The organism is Cellulomonas sp. FA1 (assembly GCF_000986825.1).
GTDB classification, from domain to species: Bacteria; Actinomycetota; Actinomycetes; order Actinomycetales; family Cellulomonadaceae; genus Cellulomonas; species Cellulomonas iranensis.
In genome coordinates this window covers 59,626-80,174 of the sequence record NZ_LBMY01000001.1, presented here as the reverse complement: position 1 = coordinate 80,174, position 20,549 = coordinate 59,626, and the positions used below count along the sequence as shown (strand labels likewise).

The 20,549-nt window shown below is 74.7% G+C and carries 24 protein-coding genes; 3 read left to right on the top strand and 21 right to left on the bottom strand.

Annotation, left to right across the window (positions count from 1 at the left end; translation table 11 throughout):
- Positions 1 to 68: 68 nt before the first annotated feature.
- Together GY42_RS00350 and GY42_RS00345 are read left to right on the top strand one after the other, a co-directional pair.
- Entirely contained in the window at positions 69 to 2,930 is a 2,862-nt protein-coding gene (locus tag GY42_RS00350) for a glycoside hydrolase family 3 C-terminal domain-containing protein (RefSeq protein WP_082131289.1), read from the top strand.
- Positions 2,931 to 3,117: 187 nt separating this feature from the next.
- On the top strand, positions 3,118 to 4,371 hold the full coding sequence (locus GY42_RS00345; RefSeq protein WP_046527797.1) for an N-acetylglucosamine-6-phosphate deacetylase: 1,254 nt from the start codon (positions 3,118 to 3,120) through the stop codon (positions 4,369 to 4,371).
- A 4-nt stretch (positions 4,372 to 4,375) separates the two neighbouring features.
- Here the strand turns inward: GY42_RS00345 and GY42_RS00340 are convergent, their stop codons facing one another.
- The 21 genes from GY42_RS00340 to GY42_RS00245 all read right to left on the bottom strand — a co-directional run bounded on the left by GY42_RS00340 (position 4,376) and on the right by GY42_RS00245 (position 19,926).
- Positions 4,376 to 4,828 carry a hypothetical protein gene (locus GY42_RS00340; protein WP_046527796.1) on the bottom strand — a complete coding sequence of 151 codons (453 nt, stop codon included), beginning with the start codon at positions 4,826 to 4,828 and terminating at the stop codon, positions 4,376 to 4,378.
- A complete protein-coding gene (locus GY42_RS00335) occupies positions 4,825 to 5,487 on the bottom strand; it encodes a TetR/AcrR family transcriptional regulator (protein ID WP_046527795.1) in 663 nt (220 codons plus the stop codon). Before GY42_RS00335 ends, GY42_RS00340 begins: the two co-directional genes overlap by 4 nt.
- Positions 5,484 to 5,987, bottom strand: a complete 504-nt coding sequence (locus GY42_RS00330; protein ID WP_046527794.1) for a hypothetical protein — start codon at positions 5,985 to 5,987, stop codon at positions 5,484 to 5,486. Before GY42_RS00330 ends, GY42_RS00335 begins: the two co-directional genes overlap by 4 nt.
- Before the next feature lie 50 nt (positions 5,988 to 6,037).
- The gene (nucS, locus tag GY42_RS00325) at positions 6,038 to 6,733 is read right to left on the bottom strand and encodes an endonuclease NucS (protein WP_046527793.1); all 696 of its coding nucleotides are present in this window, start codon (positions 6,731 to 6,733) and stop codon (positions 6,038 to 6,040) included.
- Between the two features lie 28 nt (positions 6,734 to 6,761).
- Positions 6,762 to 7,199: a DUF2550 family protein gene (locus GY42_RS00320; RefSeq protein ID WP_046527792.1), complete on the bottom strand. Its 438-nt coding sequence runs from the start codon at positions 7,197 to 7,199 to the stop codon at positions 6,762 to 6,764.
- A gap of 21 nt (positions 7,200 to 7,220) precedes the next feature.
- Positions 7,221 to 7,508 carry a F0F1 ATP synthase subunit epsilon gene (locus tag GY42_RS00315; protein ID WP_046527791.1) on the bottom strand — a complete coding sequence of 96 codons (288 nt, stop codon included), beginning with the start codon at positions 7,506 to 7,508 and terminating at the stop codon, positions 7,221 to 7,223.
- Between the two features lie 44 nt (positions 7,509 to 7,552).
- Entirely contained in the window at positions 7,553 to 9,040 is a 1,488-nt protein-coding gene (gene atpD, locus GY42_RS00310; protein WP_046527790.1) for a F0F1 ATP synthase subunit beta, read from the bottom strand.
- A 67-nt stretch (positions 9,041 to 9,107) separates the two neighbouring features.
- Positions 9,108 to 10,004 carry a F0F1 ATP synthase subunit gamma gene (locus GY42_RS00305; protein WP_046527789.1) on the bottom strand — a complete coding sequence of 299 codons (897 nt, stop codon included), beginning with the start codon at positions 10,002 to 10,004 and terminating at the stop codon, positions 9,108 to 9,110.
- 2 nt (positions 10,005 to 10,006) lie between these two features.
- Positions 10,007 to 11,635, bottom strand: coding sequence for a F0F1 ATP synthase subunit alpha (atpA, locus tag GY42_RS00300; RefSeq protein WP_046527788.1), 1,629 nt, complete (start codon positions 11,633 to 11,635; stop codon positions 10,007 to 10,009).
- A gap of 63 nt (positions 11,636 to 11,698) precedes the next feature.
- On the bottom strand, positions 11,699 to 11,953 hold the full coding sequence (locus GY42_RS20085) for a F0F1 ATP synthase subunit delta (protein ID WP_330217861.1): 255 nt from the start codon (positions 11,951 to 11,953) through the stop codon (positions 11,699 to 11,701).
- 11 nt (positions 11,954 to 11,964) lie between these two features.
- The gene (locus tag GY42_RS00295) at positions 11,965 to 12,513 is read right to left on the bottom strand and encodes a F0F1 ATP synthase subunit delta (protein ID WP_330217823.1); all 549 of its coding nucleotides are present in this window, start codon (positions 12,511 to 12,513) and stop codon (positions 11,965 to 11,967) included.
- The gene (locus tag GY42_RS00290; RefSeq protein ID WP_046527787.1) at positions 12,513 to 13,097 is read right to left on the bottom strand and encodes a F0F1 ATP synthase subunit B; all 585 of its coding nucleotides are present in this window, start codon (positions 13,095 to 13,097) and stop codon (positions 12,513 to 12,515) included. The genes GY42_RS00295 and GY42_RS00290 overlap by 1 nt, the downstream gene beginning before the upstream one ends.
- A gap of 4 nt (positions 13,098 to 13,101) precedes the next feature.
- On the bottom strand, positions 13,102 to 13,311 hold the full coding sequence (atpE, locus tag GY42_RS00285; protein ID WP_256970836.1) for an ATP synthase F0 subunit C: 210 nt from the start codon (positions 13,309 to 13,311) through the stop codon (positions 13,102 to 13,104).
- A 100-nt stretch (positions 13,312 to 13,411) separates the two neighbouring features.
- Positions 13,412 to 14,131 carry a F0F1 ATP synthase subunit A gene (atpB, locus tag GY42_RS00280; protein ID WP_236686677.1) on the bottom strand — a complete coding sequence of 240 codons (720 nt, stop codon included), beginning with the start codon at positions 14,129 to 14,131 and terminating at the stop codon, positions 13,412 to 13,414.
- 183 nt (positions 14,132 to 14,314) lie between these two features.
- The gene (locus GY42_RS00275) at positions 14,315 to 14,815 is read right to left on the bottom strand and encodes a hypothetical protein (protein WP_046527785.1); all 501 of its coding nucleotides are present in this window, start codon (positions 14,813 to 14,815) and stop codon (positions 14,315 to 14,317) included.
- Positions 14,816 to 14,840: 25 nt separating this feature from the next.
- Positions 14,841 to 15,980, bottom strand: a complete 1,140-nt coding sequence (locus GY42_RS00270) for an MraY family glycosyltransferase (RefSeq protein ID WP_046527784.1) — start codon at positions 15,978 to 15,980, stop codon at positions 14,841 to 14,843.
- The gene (locus tag GY42_RS00265; RefSeq protein ID WP_052748139.1) at positions 15,977 to 16,720 is read right to left on the bottom strand and encodes an L-threonylcarbamoyladenylate synthase; all 744 of its coding nucleotides are present in this window, start codon (positions 16,718 to 16,720) and stop codon (positions 15,977 to 15,979) included. Before GY42_RS00265 ends, GY42_RS00270 begins: the two co-directional genes overlap by 4 nt.
- Positions 16,717 to 17,634: a peptide chain release factor N(5)-glutamine methyltransferase gene (prmC, locus tag GY42_RS00260; RefSeq protein WP_082131288.1), complete on the bottom strand. Its 918-nt coding sequence runs from the start codon at positions 17,632 to 17,634 to the stop codon at positions 16,717 to 16,719. Before prmC ends, GY42_RS00265 begins: the two co-directional genes overlap by 4 nt.
- A complete protein-coding gene (prfA, locus tag GY42_RS00255; protein WP_046527783.1) occupies positions 17,631 to 18,719 on the bottom strand; it encodes a peptide chain release factor 1 in 1,089 nt (362 codons plus the stop codon). Before prfA ends, prmC begins: the two co-directional genes overlap by 4 nt.
- 110 nt (positions 18,720 to 18,829) lie before the next feature.
- On the bottom strand, positions 18,830 to 19,045 hold the full coding sequence (gene rpmE / locus GY42_RS00250; RefSeq protein WP_046527782.1) for a 50S ribosomal protein L31: 216 nt from the start codon (positions 19,043 to 19,045) through the stop codon (positions 18,830 to 18,832).
- Between the two features lie 152 nt (positions 19,046 to 19,197).
- Positions 19,198 to 19,926: a hypothetical protein gene (locus GY42_RS00245; protein ID WP_052748138.1), complete on the bottom strand. Its 729-nt coding sequence runs from the start codon at positions 19,924 to 19,926 to the stop codon at positions 19,198 to 19,200.
- 131 nt (positions 19,927 to 20,057) lie between these two features.
- On the opposite strand from GY42_RS00245, the gene GY42_RS00240 reads away from it, so the two are divergent.
- Positions 20,058 to 20,528: a hypothetical protein gene (locus GY42_RS00240; protein WP_046527781.1), complete on the top strand. Its 471-nt coding sequence runs from the start codon at positions 20,058 to 20,060 to the stop codon at positions 20,526 to 20,528.
- Positions 20,529 to 20,549 lie beyond the last annotated feature (21 nt).

The window sequence follows — 20,549 nt, the reverse complement described above, 5'->3', positions numbered from 1 at the left end:
AACGGTGCGACCCGACCGTCGTCCGCCCCGCCAGGCCCACCCGCCCACCCCGACCGACGAGGACCGCCGTGGCCGACGACGCCCCCACGCCCACCCCCGCAGCGACCGCGCACGACCCCGGCACGCCGCGGTGGCGCAACCCCGCGCTGCCGGTCGAGGAGCGCGCCGCCGCGCTCCTCGACGAGCTCACGCGCGACGAGCGGATCGCCCTGCTGCACCAGCACGCCCCGGCCGTCGAGCGCCTCGGGCTCGCCGCCTTTCGCACGGGCACCGAGGCCCTGCACGGCGTCGCCTGGCTCGGCACCGCCACCACGTTCCCGCAGCCCGTGGGCCTCGCCGCGACCTGGGACGTCGACCTGCTCGAACGCGTCGGCGCCGCCGTCGGCGTCGAGGTGCGCGCCAAGCACGCGGCCGACCCGACGGTCTCGCTCAACGTGTGGGCACCCGTGGTCGACCCGCTGCGCCACCCCGGCTGGGGCCGCAACGAGGAGGGCTGGTCCAGCGACCCCCACGTGACCGCGCACCTCGCGACCGCCTACGCGCGCGGCCTGCGCGGCGACCACCCCGTCTACTGGCGCACCGTGCCCACGCTCAAGCACTTCCTCGGGTACGACAACGAGACCGACCGCGCCGTGACCAGCACGCAGCTGCGCCCGCGCGTGCTGCGCGAGTACGAGCTGCCCGCGTTCCGCGGCCCGATCGCCGCGGGCGTCGTCGGCGCCGTCATGCCGTCGTACAACCTCGTCAACGGCCGCCCGGCGCACCTGTCCGGCGAGCTGCTCGACGAGCTGCGGTCGTGGTCGGTCACGTCCTTGCTCGTCGTCTCGGACGCCGCCGCCCCCGGCAACGTCGTGACGTTCCAGCGCCACCACGACGACCACGTCACGTCGCACGCGGCGCTGCTGCGCGCCGGCGTCGACTCGTTCACTGCCGACGACGCCGACCCCCGGCCGACCGTCGAGCGCGTGACCGCGGCGCTCGAGCGCGGGCTCCTCACCGAGGCCGACGTCGACCGCGCCGTGCTGCGCCAGCTCGAGCTGCGGCTGCGCACCGGCGAGCTCGACCCCGACCTCGACCCGTGGGTCGTCGGCCCCGAGTCGATCGACCTGCCCGAGCACCGGACGCTCGCGCGCGAGGCCGCCGCCCGCGCGGTCGTCGTGCTGGAGGACGACGGCGTGCTGCCGCTCCCCCGCGACGCGTCCGTCGCCGTCGTCGGACCGCACGCCGACCGCGTGCTGCACGACTGGTACTCCGGCACCCCGCCCTACCTCGTGGGCCTCGGCACCGCGCTCGCCGAGGCGCTGGGACCCGACCGCGTGCACGTCGCCGACGGCGCCGACCGCGTCGCCCTGACCGCGACCTCCACGGGCCGCGGCGTCCGCGCCCTGGGCGACGGCACGCTCGTGGCCGACGCCGTCGAGGTGGTGGCGCACGACGTCACGGACTGGGGCGACGGCCTGCTCACGCTGCGCGACGTCGCGTCCGACCGCCTCTGGAGCGGCGCCGGGTGGGTCGTGCGCGCCGACGCGACGCGCGTCGGCGGGTGGGTCGCCCAGGAGTCGTTCCGCACGCACCGCCACGGCGACGGCACGTGGTCGCTCCAGCACGTCGGGTCCGGCCGTTGGTTGCGCGTGCAGCACGACGAGGCCGGGACGCTCGTGGCCGACGCGCCCGACGCCGCGCACGCCGAGCGGTTCGCGGCCCGGGTCCTGCGCGGCGGCACCGCGGAGGTCGCGCGCGCCGCGGCGGCGGCCGACGTCGTCGTCGTGACGGCCGGCAACGACCCGCACCTGCACGGCCGTGAGACCGAGGACCGCCCGCACCTCGGGCTGCCCGCGAGCCAGCGGGCGCTGTGGCGGGCCGCCGTCGCCGCGAACCCGCGCGCCGTGCTGCTCGTCGTCTCGTCGTACCCGTACGTGCTCGAGGCCGAGGCGGACGCCGCTGCCGCCGTCGTGTGGTCGTCGCACGGCGGGCAGGAGCACGGGCACGGCCTCGCCGACGTGCTGCTCGGCGACGTCGAGCCCACCGGGCGGCTCGCGCAGGAGTGGCCCGCCGACGCCGCGCAGGCCGGCGACCTGCTCGACTACGACGTCATCGCCACGCGCACCACGAGCTGGTACTCGCCCACGCCCCACCGGTACGGGCTCGGGCACGGCCGCACGTACGGCGACGTGCGCTACGCCGCGCTCGACGTCGCCGCGGACCGCGCGCCGGTCGACGAGGACGCGACGCTCGTCGCACACGTGACCGTCGAGAACCACGGCGCACGACCCGCCCACGAGCTGGTCCAGCTCTACGTCGACGCACCCGGGCACCGGCTGCCCTACCCGCACCGCCTCGTCGCGCACGCGCGGGTCGTCGTGGCCCCGGGCGCGACGAGCGTCGTCGCGCTGCGCGTGCCCGTGCGCGACCTCGCGGTGTGGGACGTCACGCGCGACCGGTGGGTCGTCGAGCCGGGCCGCTACGTGCTGGGGGCCGGCCCGTCGAGCACCGCCGTCGCGCAGCGGGCGGACGTCGACGTCGCGGGCGCGCCCGTGCCGCCGCGCGAGCTGCGGGACCGGCCCGTGCGCGTCGCGGACGCCGACGACCTGCGAGGCGTCGACCTGTCCGAGCGGACGCGCGAGACGGGCACGTGCGTGCAGGTCCGGCGGGGCCGCACCGCGGGTGAGGTGCTGCTGCGCGACTGCCGGGTCGCGGGCGCGACCGCGATCGCGCTCGAGGTCGCCCGCACGGGGCCCGGACCCGCCCGCGTCGAGGTCCGGGACGCCTCGACCGGCGCCGAGCTCGCCCGCCTCGACGTCCCCGACGGCGTCGGACGCCACGACTGGACGCTCACCACCGTGCCGCTGACCGTCCCCGCGCGCGACGTCGCCGACCTGAGCGTCCGCCTCGTGGGGACCGCACGCCTCGCGACGCTGCGCCTCGTGTGACCGGCGCACCGCTCCCCCTCGACGGCGCGCGGAGGTCCGCCGGGCAGTCGCGGTGTCCGTCGGCGGTGGGGTCCGTGGGCGGTGGGGTCCGTGGGTGGTGGGGTGCACGGGCGGCGGTGCGCGGCGGGCCCAGAGCCGCCGAGGCCGGGCCCTGACGCGGAGCCGTCACCTGCGCGATGATCGGGGCATGACGAACGGTCCGTCCGACCTCACCGGTGCGCTCGTGGTCCGGGGGGACGTCGTCACCCCCGCCGAGGTGCTGCCCGACGCGGCCGTCGCCGTGCGGGGCGACCGGATCGTCTGGGTCGGCGCCGCGGACGACGTGCCGGCGACGCACCGCCCACCACGGCCCGCGCCCGGCACGCTCGTGCTGCCCGGGCTCGTCGACCTGCACTGCCACGGCGGAGGCGGCGCGAGCTTCCCGGACGCGACGACGCCCGACGAGGTGCGCCGCGCGGCCGACGAGCACCTGCGCCACGGCACGACGGCGCTCGTCGCGTCGCTCGTCACGGCGCCGCGCGACGTCCTGCTCGCGCGCACCGCGCTGCTGGCCGACGCCGTCGACGCCGGCGTCGTGGCCGGGATCCACCTCGAGGGGCCGTTCCTGTCCGCCGCGCGCTGCGGCGCGCAGCACCCGGACGACATGGTGCCCGGCGACCCGGGGCTCGTCCGCGCCGTCGCGGCGACGGCCCGCGGCCACCTCGTGACGATGACCGTCGCGCCCGAGGTCGCCGGGGTGGTCGGCGACGACGACGTGCTGCGCGCGCTCGTCGAGGCCGGCGCGCTGCCGTCGGTGGGCCACACCGACGCGAGCGCCGAGCAGACCGACGCCGCGATCGACCGCGCGTTCGACCTGCTGGCGACCTCGCCGGGCGCGCGCTCGCACCGCCCCACGGCGACGCACCTGTTCAACGGCATGCGTCCGCTGCACCACCGCGACCCCGGCCCGGTGGCCGCGTGCCTCGCCGCGGCGGCGCGCGGCGAGCTCGTCGTGGAGCTCGTCGCCGACGGCACGCACCTCGCGCCCGCGACGGTCCGGTCGGTGCTCGACCTGGTCGGGGCGGACGCCGCGGTGCTCGTGACCGACGCGATGGCCGCCGCCGGCATGCCCGACGGGGACTACCGCCTCGGGCCGATGGCGGTCCGCGTGGCCGACGGCGTGGCACGGCTCCTCGAGCACGACCTCGCCGAGCCGGGCGCAGCGCCGCGCGTCGGGGCGATCGCGGGCGGTGTCGCGCACCTGCTCGACGTCGTGCGCGCGACCGTCACCGCGGGCGTCCCGCTGGTCGCCGCGGTGCGCGCGGCCTCGAGCACGCCCGCGCAGGTGCTCGGCCGCCCCGACCTCGGGGCGGTGCTGCCCGACCACCGGGCCGACCTGCTCGTGACCACGCCCGGCCTCGAGCCCACGTGCGTGCTGCGCGCGGGTGCCTGGGTCGCCTGAGACCTCAGCCGCGCGACGCGTCGCCGCGCGGACCGTCACCCCGCTGGCGCTCCTGCCCGCGGCGCACCAGCCCGGCGGTCAGCCCGCCCACGAGCCCCCCGACCGCGGGGAGCACCACGAGCTCGACAAGCGGGCCGGTGTCCAGCAGCCACGGCCACGTCGAGAGCAGCACCAGGGGCTGCACGACGCCGACGAGGGCCCCGCCCAGCAGTCCGACCGCGCCGTACCCCAGGACCGCGGGTCCGGTGCGGGCCAGCGCCGCGCGGGCGACGAGCGCGATCGGCACCGCGCACAGCAGCGCCGGCCCGGCCGCGTACACCAGCAGCAGGGACGGTCGCGTCAGCGCCGGTGCGCCCGGACCGTCGACGGCGAGCACCAGCGCGGCGCGCAGCACCCACACGGTGACGACGGCCGCGAGCACCCCGAGCACCCCGGGCGCCGTCCACCGCCGGGTCACGGCCCCACCGCCGCGAGCAGCCGCAGCGCGTCCTCGGCGACCCCCCGCGCGACCGGCAGACGCGCGAGGCCCACCAGGCGCCCGACCAGGGGCGCGGCGCCGTCGACGAGCGCGCGCACGCGCCGCTGGTCGGGCGTCGTGTCGTGCACCCACGCGACGACGACGCCGAGCTGCGCGAGCCACAGCAGCTCCGGCAGGTCGGCACGCAGGTGCGCGGGGACCGCGGGGCTGGCCCCGTCGACGACCTCGCGGAAGATCGCCCGGCTGAGGTCGGCGCTCGGTGCCGAGGAGGCCGAGAACGGGCTCGCGGCCGAGCCCGGCCGGATCGCGACCCCGATGGACTCGACTCCGAACCGGCGGTAGGGGCCGAAGGCGTCGAGACCTGCGTGCCAGGTCGCCCGCAGCCGCGACGTCAGGTCGCCGCCAGTCGCGAGGGCGGTGCGCGCCCGCGCGGCGTGCTCGCGGTTCACCTCGAGGTAGACCTCCTGCACGAGGTCGTCCTTGGACGCGAAGTGGTGGTACGCGTTGCCCACCGCGACGCCCGCCTCCTGCGCGACCGCGCGCATCGTCGTCGCGTCGAAGCCCCGCTCGCGGAACAGGTGCAGCGCCGTCGTGCGGATCAGGTCCCGCGTCTCGTCCGCCGTCCGCCGGGCGCTCATGCGGCGACCCCCGCGTCGTGGGGGGCGCGCGCACGCGAGGCGCGACGTCGACGCACCGCACCGGCGGCCCACCGCCCGCCGCCCGCGCCGAGCGCACCCTCGAGCGCGTAGACGAGCACCGTCGCCGGTGGCGGCGACGCGGTCTCCGTGCCCGCCCACAGGTCGGGGACCACCGCCATCGCGGTCGCTGTCACGGCCCCGACCAGGGCGAACGCGGCGACGTGCAGACGCTCGTGCGGCACGGACCGCAGCGACCAGGCGGTGAGCAGCCCCAGCGGGAAGCCGAGCACGACGGTCGGCACGACGGCGACGAAGGCCGCGAGCACCAGCAGGAAGCCGAGCCCGCCCAGTCCCGCGCCGGCCTCCTCGACGACCATGAGACCCGTGCCGAGCGGGACGTTGACGGACACGACGACCACCGCGGTCCAGCCGACGACGCCGAGCACGGGCGACGTGCCGCGCACGGCCGGACCGTCGACGGGCTGCGGGGACTGATCCATGGCGCTATTGAACACGTTCAACTGAACATGTTCAATAGCGCTGCGGCCGGTCAGAAGAGTCGCGAGTCCACGTCGTCGACGCCGCGCATCGCGTCGTAGTCGAGCACGAGGCACGCGATCCCCCGGTCGGCCGCGAGCACGCGCGCCTGCGGCTTGATCTCCTGCGCCGCGAAGACGCCTCGCACGGGCCGCAGCAGCGGGTCCCGGTTGAGCAGCTCGAGGTACCGCGTGAGCTGCTCGACCCCGTCGATGTCGCCCCGGCGCTTGATCTCGACCGCGACCGTGCCGCCCTCGGGCGACTTCGCCAGGATGTCGACCGGGCCGATCGCCGTCGGGTACTCGCGCCGCACCAGCTGGTGGCCGGTGCCGAGCAGCGCGATCTGCGCCGCCAGCAGCTCCTGCAGGTGCGCCTCGACACCGTCCTTCACGAGGCCGGGGTCGACGCCCAGCTCGTGCGCCGAGTCGTGCTGCACGTCGTACAGGTCGATGACGAGCCGGTCGTCGGACTTCGCGTGCTGCACGGTCCACACCTGCGTCACGCCGGCGGCCGCCTGCTCGGCGTCGGGCTCGCCGACCGCGAGCGAGCAGGGCGGGCTCATCCAGTTCAGCGGCTTGTAGGAGCCGCCGTCCGAGTGCAGCAGCACCGAACCGTCGGCCTTGACCACGAGCAGCCGGCGGGCACGCGGCAGGTGCGCCGAGAGCCGACCGGTGTAACGGGCCGCGCACTCCGCGACGACCAAGCGCATGCGCTTCCTTCCTCTGGTCGCGCCGGGATCAGATGATCGTACCGACGCGCGACGGCGTCGCCTCGATCCACGACGTGAACCCCGCGTACGCCTCGACGGACATCTGCAGGCGGACCTCCTGCGCCGGACCACCCGCGGTCGGGACGACCCGGCAGTGCGCCACGACGGCCTGCGGTCGGCCCGGGACGGGCGGGAGCACCGACCTCTCCAGCACGACGAGCCCGTAGCGGGACCACGTGCGCGCCGGCCGGGGCATCACCGAGACGCGACGCCACCAGTAGAGGCGCGTCGCGCCGTACTGCGCGGTGCCGCGGGCCGGGCGCGGGTCGTTCGCCTCGGTGAGGACGCACCCGAACGACCCGACCCGTCGCGCGAGCGTACGCGTCCGCGAGAACCACAGGGCCACGAGCGCCAGCACCAGCACGGCGACGACGCCCGCGACGACGGCGAGGACCTGCCCGCTCACGCCGTCACCCGCCCGCCGGGGTCAGTGCCCGGACGTGGCGGCGGCCGCCGCCTCGGACACGGCGTCGACGACGACCGTCACCTGGTTGTCGTCGACCGACAGGAACCCGCCGTCGACGTGCCACGCGAGCGGGGCTCCCCCGCCCGCGGGCACGATCCGCACCGGGCCCTCGCGCAGCACCGACAGGATCGGCGTGTGCCCCGCGAGGATGCCGATGTCACCGTCCGCGGCCGGGGCCGACACCTGACGTGCCGTCCCCGACCAGACCTTGCCGTCCGCGGCGACGACGTCCACCTCGAGCTCTGCCACCGTGCTCCTCCCTCAGCCCTGCCGTACGCCGCCCGACCCGCAGGTCAGACGCCGTACTCCTTCTGGATGCGGGCCCAGTTGCGCTCGAGGTCCTCGAGGCCGCCGATGTTGAAGAACGCCTGCTCGGCGATGTGGTCGAACTCGCCCTCGGCGATCTTCTTGAACGCCTCGACGGTCTCGGTGACCGGCACGGTCGAGCCCACGACACCCGTGAACTTCTCGGCCATGTAGGTGTTCTGCGAGAGGAACTGCTGGATGCGGCGCGCACGCGCGACGATCGTCTTGTCCTCCTCGGAGAGCTCGTCGACGCCGAGGATCGCGATGATGTCCTGCAGCTCCTTGTTGCGCTGCAGGATCGACTTCACCTGCGTCGCGACGTCGTAGTGCTCCTGGCCCACGTAGCGCGGGTCGAGGATGCGGCTCGTCGACGCGAGCGGGTCGACCGCGGGGTACAGACCGCGCGACGCGATCTCACGGCTGAGCTCGGTCGTCGCGTCGAGGTGCGCGAACGTCGTGGCCGGCGCCGGGTCGGTGTAGTCGTCGGCGGGGACGTAGATCGCCTGCAGCGACGTGATCGAGTGCCCGCGCGTCGAGGTGATGCGCTCCTGCAGCTGACCCATCTCGTCGGCGAGGTTCGGCTGGTAGCCGACGGCGGACGGCATGCGGCCGAGCAGCGTCGACACCTCGGAGCCGGCCTGCGTGAACCGGAAGATGTTGTCGATGAACAGCAGCACGTCCTGCTTCTGGACGTCGCGGAAGTACTCCGCCATCGTCAGCGCCGACAGCGCGACGCGCAGACGCGTGCCCGGGGGCTCGTCCATCTGGCCGAAGACGAGGGCCGTCTTGTCGAAGACGCCCGCCTCCTCCATCTCGACGATGAGGTCGTTGCCCTCACGCGTGCGCTCGCCGACGCCGGCGAACACCGAGACGCCGCCGTGGTCCTGCGCGACGCGCTGGATCATCTCCTGGATGAGGACCGTCTTGCCGACGCCCGCGCCGCCGAACAGACCGATCTTGCCGCCCTGGACGTACGGGGTCAGCAGGTCGATGACCTTGATGCCGGTCTCGAACATCTGCGTCTTCGACTCGAGCTGGTCGAAGGCCGGGGGCTTGCGGTGGATGGGCCAGCGCTCGGTGATCTCGAGCTTCTCGCCCTCCGCGAGGTTGAGCACCTCACCCGTGACGTTGAAGACCTTGCCCTTGGTGACGTCGCCGACGGGCACCGAGATCGGCAGGCCCGTGTCGCGCACCTGCGCACCGCGCACGAGGCCGTCGGTCGGCTTCAGCGCGACGGCGCGCACCAGGGACTCGCCCAGGTGCTGCTCGACCTCGAGCGTCATGGTGAAGGCGCCGTCGCCCTCCCCCTCGCCCTGCGCCGAGAGGTCGATGTCGACCTCGAGCGCGTTGTAGATCTCGGGGATCTGGTCCGGCGGGAACTCGATGTCCACGACGGGCCCGATGACCCGCGCGACCCGGCCGACGCCGGGCGTGCCGGCGTTCGCGGCCGTCGCGTCGACGGTGGTGGCGGTCATGTCTGCCTCGCTTCGCTCGTCCGGGCGGTGCGGTGCCCGGCTGGGGTCGGTGTCGTGCTGTCGGGGGTCAGGAGGACGCGAGCGCGTCGGCGCCCGACACGATCTCGCTGATCTCCTGGGTGATCTCGCCCTGCCGCGCCTGGTTGGCCAGTCGCGTGTAGGTGCGGATGAGGTCCTCGGCGTTCTCGGTCGCGGTGTGCATGGCCCGCTGCCGCGCCGCGAGCTCCGAGGCCGAGGCCTGCAGCAGGTTCGCGTAGATGCGCGTGCGCACGTACCGCGGCAGGAGCGCGTCGAGCACCTCGGCCGGGCTCGGCTCGAACTCGTACAGCGGCAGCGCGTCGTTCTCGCCCACCGGGGCCACGCCCTCGACGACCTCGAGCGGCAGGAGCCGCACGACGCGCGGGCGCTGCGTGACCATGTTGACGAACTGCGTGAACACGACGTGCACCTCGCTCACGCCGCCCTCCTCGGGCGCCGCGCGGAACGCGTCGAGCAGCTCGTTCGCGATCTCGTCGGCGACCTCGGGGGTCGGCGCGTCCGAGAAGCCGGACCACTGCCCCGCGAGCTCGCGCTGCCGGAACGTGTAGTACGCCACGGCGCGACGTCCCGAGACGTAGAGGGCGACCTGCTTGCCCTCGCTCTCGAGCCGCTGCACGAGCCGCTCGGTCTCGCGGATGACGCTCGCCGAGTAGGCGCCCGCCATGCCGCGGTCCGAGGCGATGAGCAGCACCGCGGCGCGCGTCGTGTCCGTGCGCTCCACGAGGAACGGGTGGGACACGTCGGAGTGCGTCGCGACCGCCGAGACGGCACGCGTGATCGCCCGGGCGTACGGCGTGGCCATGGCCACCCGGTCGCGCGCCTTGCCGATGCGCGACGCGGCGATGAGCTCCTGGGCGCGGAACATCTTCTTGAGCGACTGGGTGCTCTTGATCCGCGCCTTGTAGACGCGCTGCTGTCCCGCCATGCTCAGGCCCGCTTCTGGCGGACGATCTGCTCCTGCTCGACCTCGACGTGCTCGTCCTCCTCGGCCTCGCCCACGAGGGCGCTGCCGTCGAACGTGATGAAGCCGTTGCGGAAGTCGTCGACGGCCGAGCCGAGCGCCTGCTCGGTGGCCTCGTCGAGCTTGCCGGTCTCGGCGATCGTCGAGAGCACGTCGGTCTTGCGGCGCAGGTGCTCCAGCATCTCGGACTCGAAGCGGCGGACGTCCTCGAGCGGGACGTCGTCGAGCTTGCCCTTGGTGCCGGCCCAGATCGACGCCACCTGGTCCTCGACCGGGTACGGCGAGTACTGACCCTGCTTGAGCAGCTCCATGAGCCGCGCACCACGCGTCAGCTGCGCGCGCGACGCCGCGTCGAGGTCGGACGCGAACATCGCGAACGCCTCGAGCGAGCGGTACTGCGCGAGGTCGAGCTTGAGCGTGCCGGACACCTGCTTCATCGCCTTGACCTGCGCGGCACCACCGACGCGGGACACCGAGATGCCGACGTCGACGGCGGGGCGCTGGTCGGCGTTGAACAGGTCCGACTGCAGGAAGATCTGGCCGTCGGTGATCGAGATGACGTTGGTCGGGATGTACGCCGACACGTCGTTGGCCTTGGTCTCGATGACCGGCAGGCCCGTCATCGAGCCCGCGCCCAGCTCGTCCGAGAGCTTCGCGCAGCGCTCGAGCAGGCGGGAGTGCAGGTAGAAGACGTCACCGGGGTACGCCTCGCGGCCCGGCGGGCGACGCAGCAGCAGCGACACGGCGCGGTACGCCTCGGCCTGCTTCGACAGGTCGTCGAACACGATGAGGACGTGCTTGCCCTGGTACATCCAGTGCTGGCCGATGGCCGAGCCGGTGTAGGGCGCGAGGTACTTGAAGCCCGCCGGGTCGGACGCCGGGGCCGCGACGATCGTCGTGTACTCGAGCGCGCCGGCCTCCTCGAGGGCGCCGCGCACCGCGGCGATGGTCGAGCCCTTCTGGCCGATCGCGACGTAGACGCAGCGCACCTGCTTGGTCGGGTCGCCCGACTCCCAGTTCGCCTTCTGGTTGATGATCGTGTCGATCGCGATCGCTGTCTTGCCGGTCTGGCGGTCGCCGATGATGAGCTGACGCTGGCCGCGCCCGATCGGGATCATCGAGTCGATGGCCTTGAGGCCGGTCTGCAGCGGCTCGTGGACCGACTTGCGGGCCATGACGCCGGGGGCCTGCAGCTCGAGCGCGCGGCGGGCCTCGGTGGCGACGTCGCCCAGGCCGTCGATGGGGTTGCCCAGCGGGTCGACGACGCGGCCGAGGTAGCCGTCGCCGACGGCGACCGACAGGACCTCACCCGTGCGACGGACCTCCTGGCCCTCCTCGATGCCGGCGAACTCGCCGAGCACGACGACACCGATCTCGCGCACGTCGAGGTTGAGCGCGAGGCCCAGCGTGCCGTCCTCGAAGCGCAGCAGCTCGTTCGCCATGGCCCCGGGCAGGCCCTCGACCTGCGCGATGCCGTCGGCGGCGAGCGTCACGCGCCCGACCTCCTCGGCGACCGCGTCGGCGGGCTCGTAGGACTTGACGAAGCTGTCCAGCGCGGCGCGGATCTCCTCCGGCCGGATCGTCAGCTCAGACATCAGCGGTTACTCCTGTCGTGTCCGCCCGGTGCGGACCGGCGGTGGGGTCGTCGAGAGGGTTCGTCAGCCGGCGAGCCGGCGGCGGGCGTCGTCCAGCCGTGCGCGCACGGTCGCGTCGATCACGTCGGCGTCGACCTGGATCCGCAGGCCGCCCAGGGCCGCGGGGTCGACGGAGACGTTGAGCTGCACGGGGCGGCCGTAGCGGCGCTCGAGGAGCCGCTCGATCCGCTCGCGCTGCGCCTGCGTGAGCGCGGCGGCGGCCGTCACCTGGGCCACGAGCCGGCGTCGACGCGCGGCCGCGAGCCGGCCGAGCTCGATGACCGCGGCGGTCAGCGTGCGGCCCCGGGGGCCGCGACCGCGCGGGTCACGAGCGTGAGGGTCGCCGCGGCCGCCTTGGTGCCCAGCAGGTCGCGCACGAGCGTGGTCCGGCGGGCCACGTCGGCCGTCCGGTCCCCGAGCGCCTGGCGGACGTCGCGGTTCGCCGCGAGCAGCCGGTCGACCCGGAACAGCTCGTCCTCGACGCGCTCGAGCTCGCCGGCCGCCTGCGCGGACGCGAGCACCGCGACCGTGCCCAGACGGTCGACGGCCTCGACGAGGTCGCGCTCACCCGCCCAGCGGGCCCGGACCATGCCGGCGACCAGGTCGACGACCCGGCCGTCGACGCGCCCGGAGAGCACGGCGCCGACGAGCCCGGCCTTGGCCTCGCCCGTCGCGCCGGGGTCGGTCAGCGCGCGCCGCAGCGACGCGTTCCCGTCCAGCAGGTCGACCACCGCGAACAGCTGGTCGCCCAGCGTCGCGGCGTCCGCACCCGCGGCGGCGAGGACCGGCTCGAACCGGTCCTCCGCGTCCGTCAGCGCCTGCTGGCTCGTGCCTCGCATCAGCGTCCCTTCACGCGGTCCGCGTCCGCCTCGTCGGCCGACGCGCCCAGCTGGCCGTCGAGCTCGTCGAGGAACCGGTCCACGACCCGCGACGCGCGCGCGTCGTCGGAGAGCGACTCACCGAGGATCCGCGCGGCGAGGTCGGTGGCCAGCGAGCCCACGTCGGACCGCAGCGAGATCGCCGCCGCCTGACGCTCGGCCTCGATCTGCCGGTGCGCGGTCTCGACGATGCGCTCGGCGTCGGCCGTGGCCTTGGCCCGCAGCTCCGCGAGGATCGCCTGCCCCTCGGCACGCGCCTCCTCACGGACGCGCGCGGCCTCGTTGCGGGCCTCGTCGAGCTGCGCCTTGTACTGCTCGATGAGTGCGGCGGCCTCCTCCTGGGCGACCTCCGCGCGCTTGAGCCCACCCTCGATGAGCTCGGTGCGCTCGTCGAGGATCCGCGTGAAGACCGGGAGGACCTTCTTCCAGAAGACCAGACCGATGACCAGCGCGCAGACAGCCGACCACAAGATGTCGTAGTCCGCCGGGAAGAGGATCGACTGCTCCCCTCCCTCGGCCGCCAGGACGAGAGTCGTCGCGATCATCGGATCAGAAGACGAAGCCGGCGGCGAAGCCGATGAGGCCGAGCGCCTCGATGGCGGCGAGCGCGATGAACATGTTGGTGCGCAGCAGACCGGCGACCTCGGGCTGGCGAGCCGTGGCCTCCTGCGTCTTGGCGACCATGATGCCGAGGCCGATGCCGGGGCCGAGCGCGGCCAGGCCGAAACCGATCGTTGCGATGTTGCCCGTGATGTCCACGAGTGTTCTTCCTTCCGGTTGGCGGGGCCGGACCCTCGTCCGGTTCCTCCGACGGTCGTGACGACGGCCCGGTGGGCCGCCGACGAGGACTACGACGTGGTCAGTGCGACTCCTGCGAGATGCTGATGTACACCGCGCTGAGCAGCGTGAAGATGTACGCCTGCAGCGCCGCGATGAAGATCTCGAAGAGCGTGAAGGCGAAGCCGGCCGCGAGCGTCACGGCGCCGACCGCCTTGAGCGCACCCGCCGCCTCGAAGAAGAGGAAGTGGGTCGCGCCGAAGCAGAGCACGAGCAGCAGGTGCCCGGCCACCATGTTGACGAGGAGTCGGATGGTGAGGGTCGCCGGCCGCAGGATGAACGTCGAGATGAGCTCGATCGGCGTGAGGATGATGTAGACCGGCCACGGCACGCCCGAGGGGAACAGGGTCGTGCGCAGGTAGCCGACGGCGCCGTGCGACTTGACGCCCACGACGATGAAGGCGACGAACGCGATCACGGCCATCACCAGCGGGAAGCCGATGAGCGACGAGCTCGCGATGTTGAGGCCGGGCACGACGCCCGTGATGTTGGCGGCGAGCACGGCGAAGAAGATCGTGGTCAGCAGCGGGACGTACCGGCGCGCGGTGTCCTTGCCGATGATCTCCTCGGCGATGTTGACCCGCACGAAGTCGAGCGCCATCTCGGCGGCGTTCTGGCCGCGGTTCGGCACGAGGCGCGCACGGCTCGCGGCGACCCAGAACAGGGTCACCAGGACGAGGGTCGCGAGGATCCGGATGAGGATGATCCGGTTCAGCTCGAAGGGCGTCCCCTCGAACAGCACGGCGGGCGGGAAGAACTCGGCGATCGTCGGCGCATGGAACCCGCCGTCCTGCGACGCGGCGAACGGCAGGATCGTCGAGAGGCTGGACAGAGCGGACTCCTGTGGTCGTGATGACTGCCGACGCGCGCGTCGATGCGAGCGCTCCGTAGCACGTGGACGTCGTGGATTCGGGGGAAGCCTAACCTATCGGTGGGGCTGATCCTGACCGCCGTCCACCCTTCTGGGCTCTTCGTCCCGACCGGTCGCGGAGGGCACGACGTACGGTGTCCGGCTGGCCTGGACCGCGCGGTAGTCGGCGAACGCCGACCCGACCACGCCGAGCGTGAGCACCACGACCAGCACGCGCGCGTCGTAGAAGTCCATGCCGCGCAGCACCGCGAGCACGACGACCAGGAGCACGACCTTCGCGAGCCAGGCGCCCATGACGAGCGCCGACATCTGGCCGAGCCCCGACCGCACCGTGCGCAGCATCGACCAGATCGTCGTGCCCGAGAACGCGAGCGCGATCGCCGCGCCGATCAGCGCACCCCACACGCCCGGGAGGCCGGCGACCAGCGCCCCGACCGCCACCCCCAGCACGACGAGGACGGCGAGCAGCACGAGCAGGTCGCGCAGCGCGCGGCGCAGCACGGCACGGATGGCGTCCTGCGCCTCGGGGGCCAGGGGGCCGGCCGGGTCCGTCACGGGGGTCTCCTCAGGGGTGGGGCGGTCAGGACCCGACGACGGTCGGGGCGTCGTCCGGCACGTCGTCGGGGGTGCGTCGCGACCCGCGCAACGGGCCGAACGTCAGGATCGTCGCGATCACCACACCGATGCCGGTGAGGACGAGGACCGTGGTGGTCGACAGCGCGGCGAGCGCCGCGACCCCGAACGCCAGCACGCCCGTCCAGACGTACATGATCGCGACCGCGCGCCGGTGGCTGTGGCCCAGCGCCAGCAGCCGGTGGTGCAGGTGCAGGCGGTCGGGGTGGAACGGGCTCTTGCCGTTGAGGAGGCGCCGCACGATCGCCAGGCCCATGTCGAGCAGCGGCAGCACGAGCACGGCGACGGGCAGCAGGATCGGCACGTACGCGGGGAACCGCACGCGGTCGACCACCGCCGCGAAGTCGATCTGACCCGTCACGACGATCGCGGCGGCCGCGATGACGAAGCCGAGCAGCATCGAGCCCGAGTCGCCCATGAAGATGCGCGCCGGGTAGAAGTTGTGCGGCAGGAAGCCGACGCACACGCCGACGAGCGCCGCGACCACCAGCGTCGCGAGGTTCGAGTAGTCGTCCCGGCCCGTGCCGATGGTCAGCAGGTAGGCGTAGACGAAGAACGCCGCGCCCCCGATCGCCAGGACGCCCGCCGCCAGGCCGTCGAGGCCGTCGACGAAGTTCACGGCGTTCATCGCGACGACGACCGACACCACCGTGAGGAACACCGCCGAGCGCGACGATCCGCTGATGACGTTCTCGGCGACCGGCAGCTGGTAGAGCAGCACGCCCTGCCAGGCCAGGAACCCGGCCGCGAGGATCTGACCCATGAGCTTCGTGAGCCAGTCGAGGTCCCAGATGTCGTCGGCGACGCCGAGCGCGCACACGATCGCGGCACCGCCGACGATGCCGAAGATGGGCCGCGGGTTGGCGTACACCGGCTCGAGGAACGGGACGCGCGAGCCGATGAGCAGCGCGACCAGCAGTCCGACGAACATCGCCATGCCGCCGAGCCGCGGCGTCGGGACCGCGTGCACGTCACGGTCGCGCACGGCCGTGATCGCTCCCCAGCGCAGCGCGCACCAGCGCGCGAGCGGCGTCGTGAGGTAGGTGACGACCGCGGCGACCACCGCGACGAGCAGGTACACCCTCACGGCGCGGCGGTCCCGCCCGCCGTGGTGTCGTCGTCGGGCGCACCGTCCCCGCGGCCGTCCGCCGCCGGCGCGTCCGTCGCCGGCGCCGGCGGGGGCGGGCCCATCACGGGCGCCACCGCGGCGAGGGTCGCGACGTCGAGCGCGCCGAGCCGCACGATGCGCAGGACGTCGCCCGTCGCGTCGACGATCGTCGACGCGACGCCGCCGGGCGCCTCGCCGCCGTCGAGGAACACGGGGACCTTGGCGCCGAGCTGGCGGTACGCCTCGGCCGCGGTCGTCGCCGCGGGCCGGCCCGTGAGGTTGGCGCTCGACACCGCGAGCGGACCCGTGCGGCGCAGCAGCGCGAGCGCCACGGGGTGGTCGGGCATGCGCAGCGCGACCGTCCCGTGCGTCTCGCCCAGGTCCCACGCGAGGGAGGGCTGCGCGCGCACGATGATCGTCAGACCGCCGGGCCAGAACGCCTCGGCGAGCGCGCGGACGCCGGCGGGGACGTCGGTCGCGAGGCCGTCGAGCGTCCGGACGTCGGGGATGAGCACGGGTGGCGGCATCTGGCGGCCCCGGCCCTTGGCGTCGAGCAGCGCCTGCACGGCGCGCGGCGCGAACGCGTCGGCGCCGATGCCGTACACGGTGTCGGTGGGCAGCACCACGAGCTCGCCGCGACCGACCGCGTTCACGGCCTCGTCGATCGCGGGGCCCCAGGTCGCCGGGTCGGTCGCGTCCTTGATGCGGATGAGGCTCACGCGGGCGAGTCTCCCACGACCGGCCGTGCGACCCGCCGCGCGACGAGCGTGCGCTCCCGGCCGGTGAGGTCGGGCAGCGTCCGGACCTCGGCGAACGCACCGGTCGCCTCGGCCGCGGCACGTGCGGCGGGGCCCTGCACCTCGGCGTGCTCCATCACCAGCAGGCCGCCGTCGCCCAGCAGCCGGGCCGCGGCGGCGATCACGGCGCGCGGCACCTCGAGCCCGTCCGCTCCCCCGCCGTAGAGCGCGAGGTCGGGGTCGTGGTCGCGCACCTCGGGGTCGAGCGGGACCGCGTCGGGCGGGATGTAGGGCGGGTTGGAGACGAGCACGTCGACGGCGCCGTCGAGCTCGGCCAGCAGCGCGGGGTCGCGCACGTCGCCCCGCTCGACGCGCAGGTCGGCCGTGCCGACCGCGCCCGCGTTGGCGCGTGCGAGGCCGACGGCCTCGTCGGACAGGTCCACGGCCACGACCCGGCTCGCGGGCACCTCGGTGTCGACGGCGATCGCGATCGCGCCCGTGCCCGTGCACAGGTCGACGACGAGCGGGCGGGCGCCCCGCGCCGCGAGCGCCGCGGCCTCGTCGATCGCGAGCTGCGCGACGGTCTCGGTCTCGGGCCGCGGCACGAACACGCCCGGCTCGACGCGCAGCGTCACGTAGCGGAAGACCGTGGACCCGACGATGTGCTGCAGCGGCTCGCGCGCACGACGGCGCTCGACGAGCCCCGCGAACTCGGCGGCGAACCCGTCGGGCAGCGGCGGCGGCAGCACGAGCTCGACGCGCGGCAGGCCCAGCGCGTACGCGGCGAGCGCGAGCGCGTCGTGCCGCGGCGACGCGACGCCCGCCTCGGCGAGCACGGCCGCGGCGCCGTCGACGTACGCCCGCAGCCCGGGCGCCGGGCGCACGGCGTCGGTCACGCGTGGCCGCCCGCGGCGGCGAGCTGCGCGGCCTCGTCGGCCTCGACGGCGGACGCGACGACCGGGCCGAGGTCGCCGTCGAGCACCTGGTCGAGGTTGTACGCCTTGTAGCCGGTGCGGTGGTCGGCGATGCGGTTCTCGGGGAAGTTGTACGTGCGGATCCGCTCCGAGCGGTCGACCGTGCGCACCTGCGAGCGGCGCGCCTCGCTCGCGGCGGCCGCGACCTCCTCCTGCCGCGCGGCGAGCAGCCGCGCACGCAGCACGCGCAGCGCCTGCTCGCGGTTCTGCAGCTGGGACTTCTCGTTCTGCATCGACACGACGATGCCGGTCGGCAGGTGGGTGATCCGCACGGCCGAGTCCGTCGTGTTGACGGACTGCCCGCCCGGCCCGGACGAGCGGTAGACGTCGATCCGCAGGTCGTTCTGGTCGATCTCGACGTCACCCTCGTCGTCGGCCTCGGGGAAGACCATGACGCCGGCCGCCGACGTGTGGATGCGGCCCTGGGACTCGGTGACCGGCACGCGCTGCACGCGGTGCACGCCGCCCTCGTACTTCAGGTGCGCCCACACGCCGTCCTCGGGCGTCGTCGCCCCGCGCGCCTTGATCGCGACCTGCACGTCCTTGACGCCGCCCAGGTCCGACGCCGTGGAGTCGAGCACCTGCACCGCCCAGCCCTGCCGCTCGGCGTAGCGCGTGTACATGCGCAGCAGGTCGCCCGCGAACAGCGCGGACTCCTCACCGCCCTCGCCCGCCTTGATCTCGAGGATCACGTCGCGCGCGTCGTCGGGGTCGCGCGGCACCAGGACGCGGCGCAGACGCTCGGCGGCCTCGTCGGCCGCGGCGCGCAGCGCGGGCAGCTCGTCGGCGAACGCCGGGTCCTCGTCCGCGAGCTCGGCGGCGGCCTGCGCGTCGCCGGCGGCCGTCCGCCACGCCCGGTAGGCCTGCACGACCCGCCCGAGCTCGGCGTAGCGCCGCCCGAGGCGGCGCGCGCGGCCCGCGTCGGCGTGGACCGCGGGGTCGGACAGGTCACGCTCGATCTGCGCGTGCTCGGCGAGGGCCGCCTCGACGGCGTCGAGCTGCTCCACCTGCTGACCTCCCACGCGTGACCCGACCGGCACAAAGCGACAGCGCCGGTGCGCCGCGGGCACGGCCATGGAGGGCCGTCGTCCGCGCGCGCACCGGCGCTGCCGGGGTGCTAGTTGGCGCTCTTCTTGCCGTAGCGCGCCTCGAAGCGGGCCACGCGGCCGCCGGTGTCGAGGATCTTCTGCTTGCCCGTGTAGAACGGGTGGCAGGCGCTGCAGACGTCGGCGTGGATCTTGCCGGACGTCACGGTCGAGCGCGTCACGAAGGTGTTGCCGCAGGTGCACGTGACCTCGGTGGCCACGTACTCCGGGTGGATGCCAGACTTCACTGAACTCTCCTTGGTGGGGGTGCCTCCGGGTCCGGACGCGCGTGCCGCGCCGGTGAACCGCAGACCGACGAACCATTGTGCCAGAACCACCGACGGGGTCGAAACCTTCCCGGCTGGGTCGGCACAGGCCGGCACAGCCGGCGCAGGCCCTCTCAGGCCAGCAGCGCCGCGAGCCGCTTCTTCTTCCGGTTCTCCCGCACGACCCACGCGACGTCGGCGTCGGGATCGCGTGCGAGGGCCACGAACGCCGGCAGCCCCGCGTCGGGGTCGCCCGCGACCGCGACCGACCACGCGTAGCCGAGCGCCTGCCGCAGCGTGCGCACGTCGGCGTCCCGCCGGTGCGCCGCCGGCACGGCTCGCAGCAGGTCGGTCGCGCGCGCGCACGCGTCGAGCGCGGCCACCCGCAGCGCCGGCACGCGCAGCAGCGCGGGCTCGCACAGCGCGGCCACGGCCGCCCGCGCGGGCAGCGGGTCGCCGGTGCGCAGCCACGCGTCGGCGAGCGCCACGAGCGCCGCGGGCTCCCCCGCGCCGAGCCGCTGACCGGCCATCGCCGCGGCCTCGCGCACGCGCCACGACGCGTCGGAGACGCGGGCGTCGAGCGTCGCGCGCCACGCGCCGGCGTCGGCCGAGCGCGGGCTCGCGGCGCGCGCGTGGTCGAGCAGCAGGCGACCGAGCCCGGCCGTCCCGCAGCTGCGCGGGTACTCGTCGTCGGCGTCGGCCAGGCGCACCACGAGGTCCGCCGGCGCGACGTCCCCGAACGCCGCGAGCAGCGCGAGGTTCGCCCGCGGCCCCGGCAGCCCGGAGTGCGTCGTCAGCAGCTCGGTCACGGCGGCCTCGCCCGCGGCGCACGCCGCGGCCACCCGCTCGGTCCACGCGTCCATGCGGGCATCGTCCACCCGTCGCGCGCGCCGCACCCGGGACCTGCGGGCGCCCCGGTGCAGGAACGACGGCCCGCGCGTGGCAGCATGCGACGGGCCGCGAGACCGCGGCGACCGACCCCCGGAGGACACGCATGGGCCTGCTGACCGACTACTTCCGCGCCGCGGACCAGGACGCCGCGCGTGCGCTCGGGTCGCGTGAGGACGCCGGCCCCCTCACGCCCGTGCCGGGCGCGGGTCCGGGCACCGCCACGGTCGACGGCGTCGAGGCCAAGGGCATCGAGCCCGTCGTCGTGCTCGGCTCGCTGATCTCGGCGATCACGGGCGAGGACCACGACGAGGACCCCGCGCTGGTCTGGCCCGACGAGGAGTCCGCCGCCGCGTCCGACGGCCCGTGGGTCGTCGAGCTGCCCGCGTCCACGCGCGACGCGCTCGCGTCGCTCGACGACGAGCGCGCGCCCGGCGTCGCGGAGCGCTGGGCCACCGCCGAGGAGCTCGCCGGCGCGACCGGTGACGACCTGCACCCGTTCGTCACCGACCTCACGGCCCTCGCGCGCCGCGCGGCCGCCGCCGACGAGCAGCTCTACTGCTGGATGAGCCTGTAGCCGCGCCGGACCCCGGCCGGC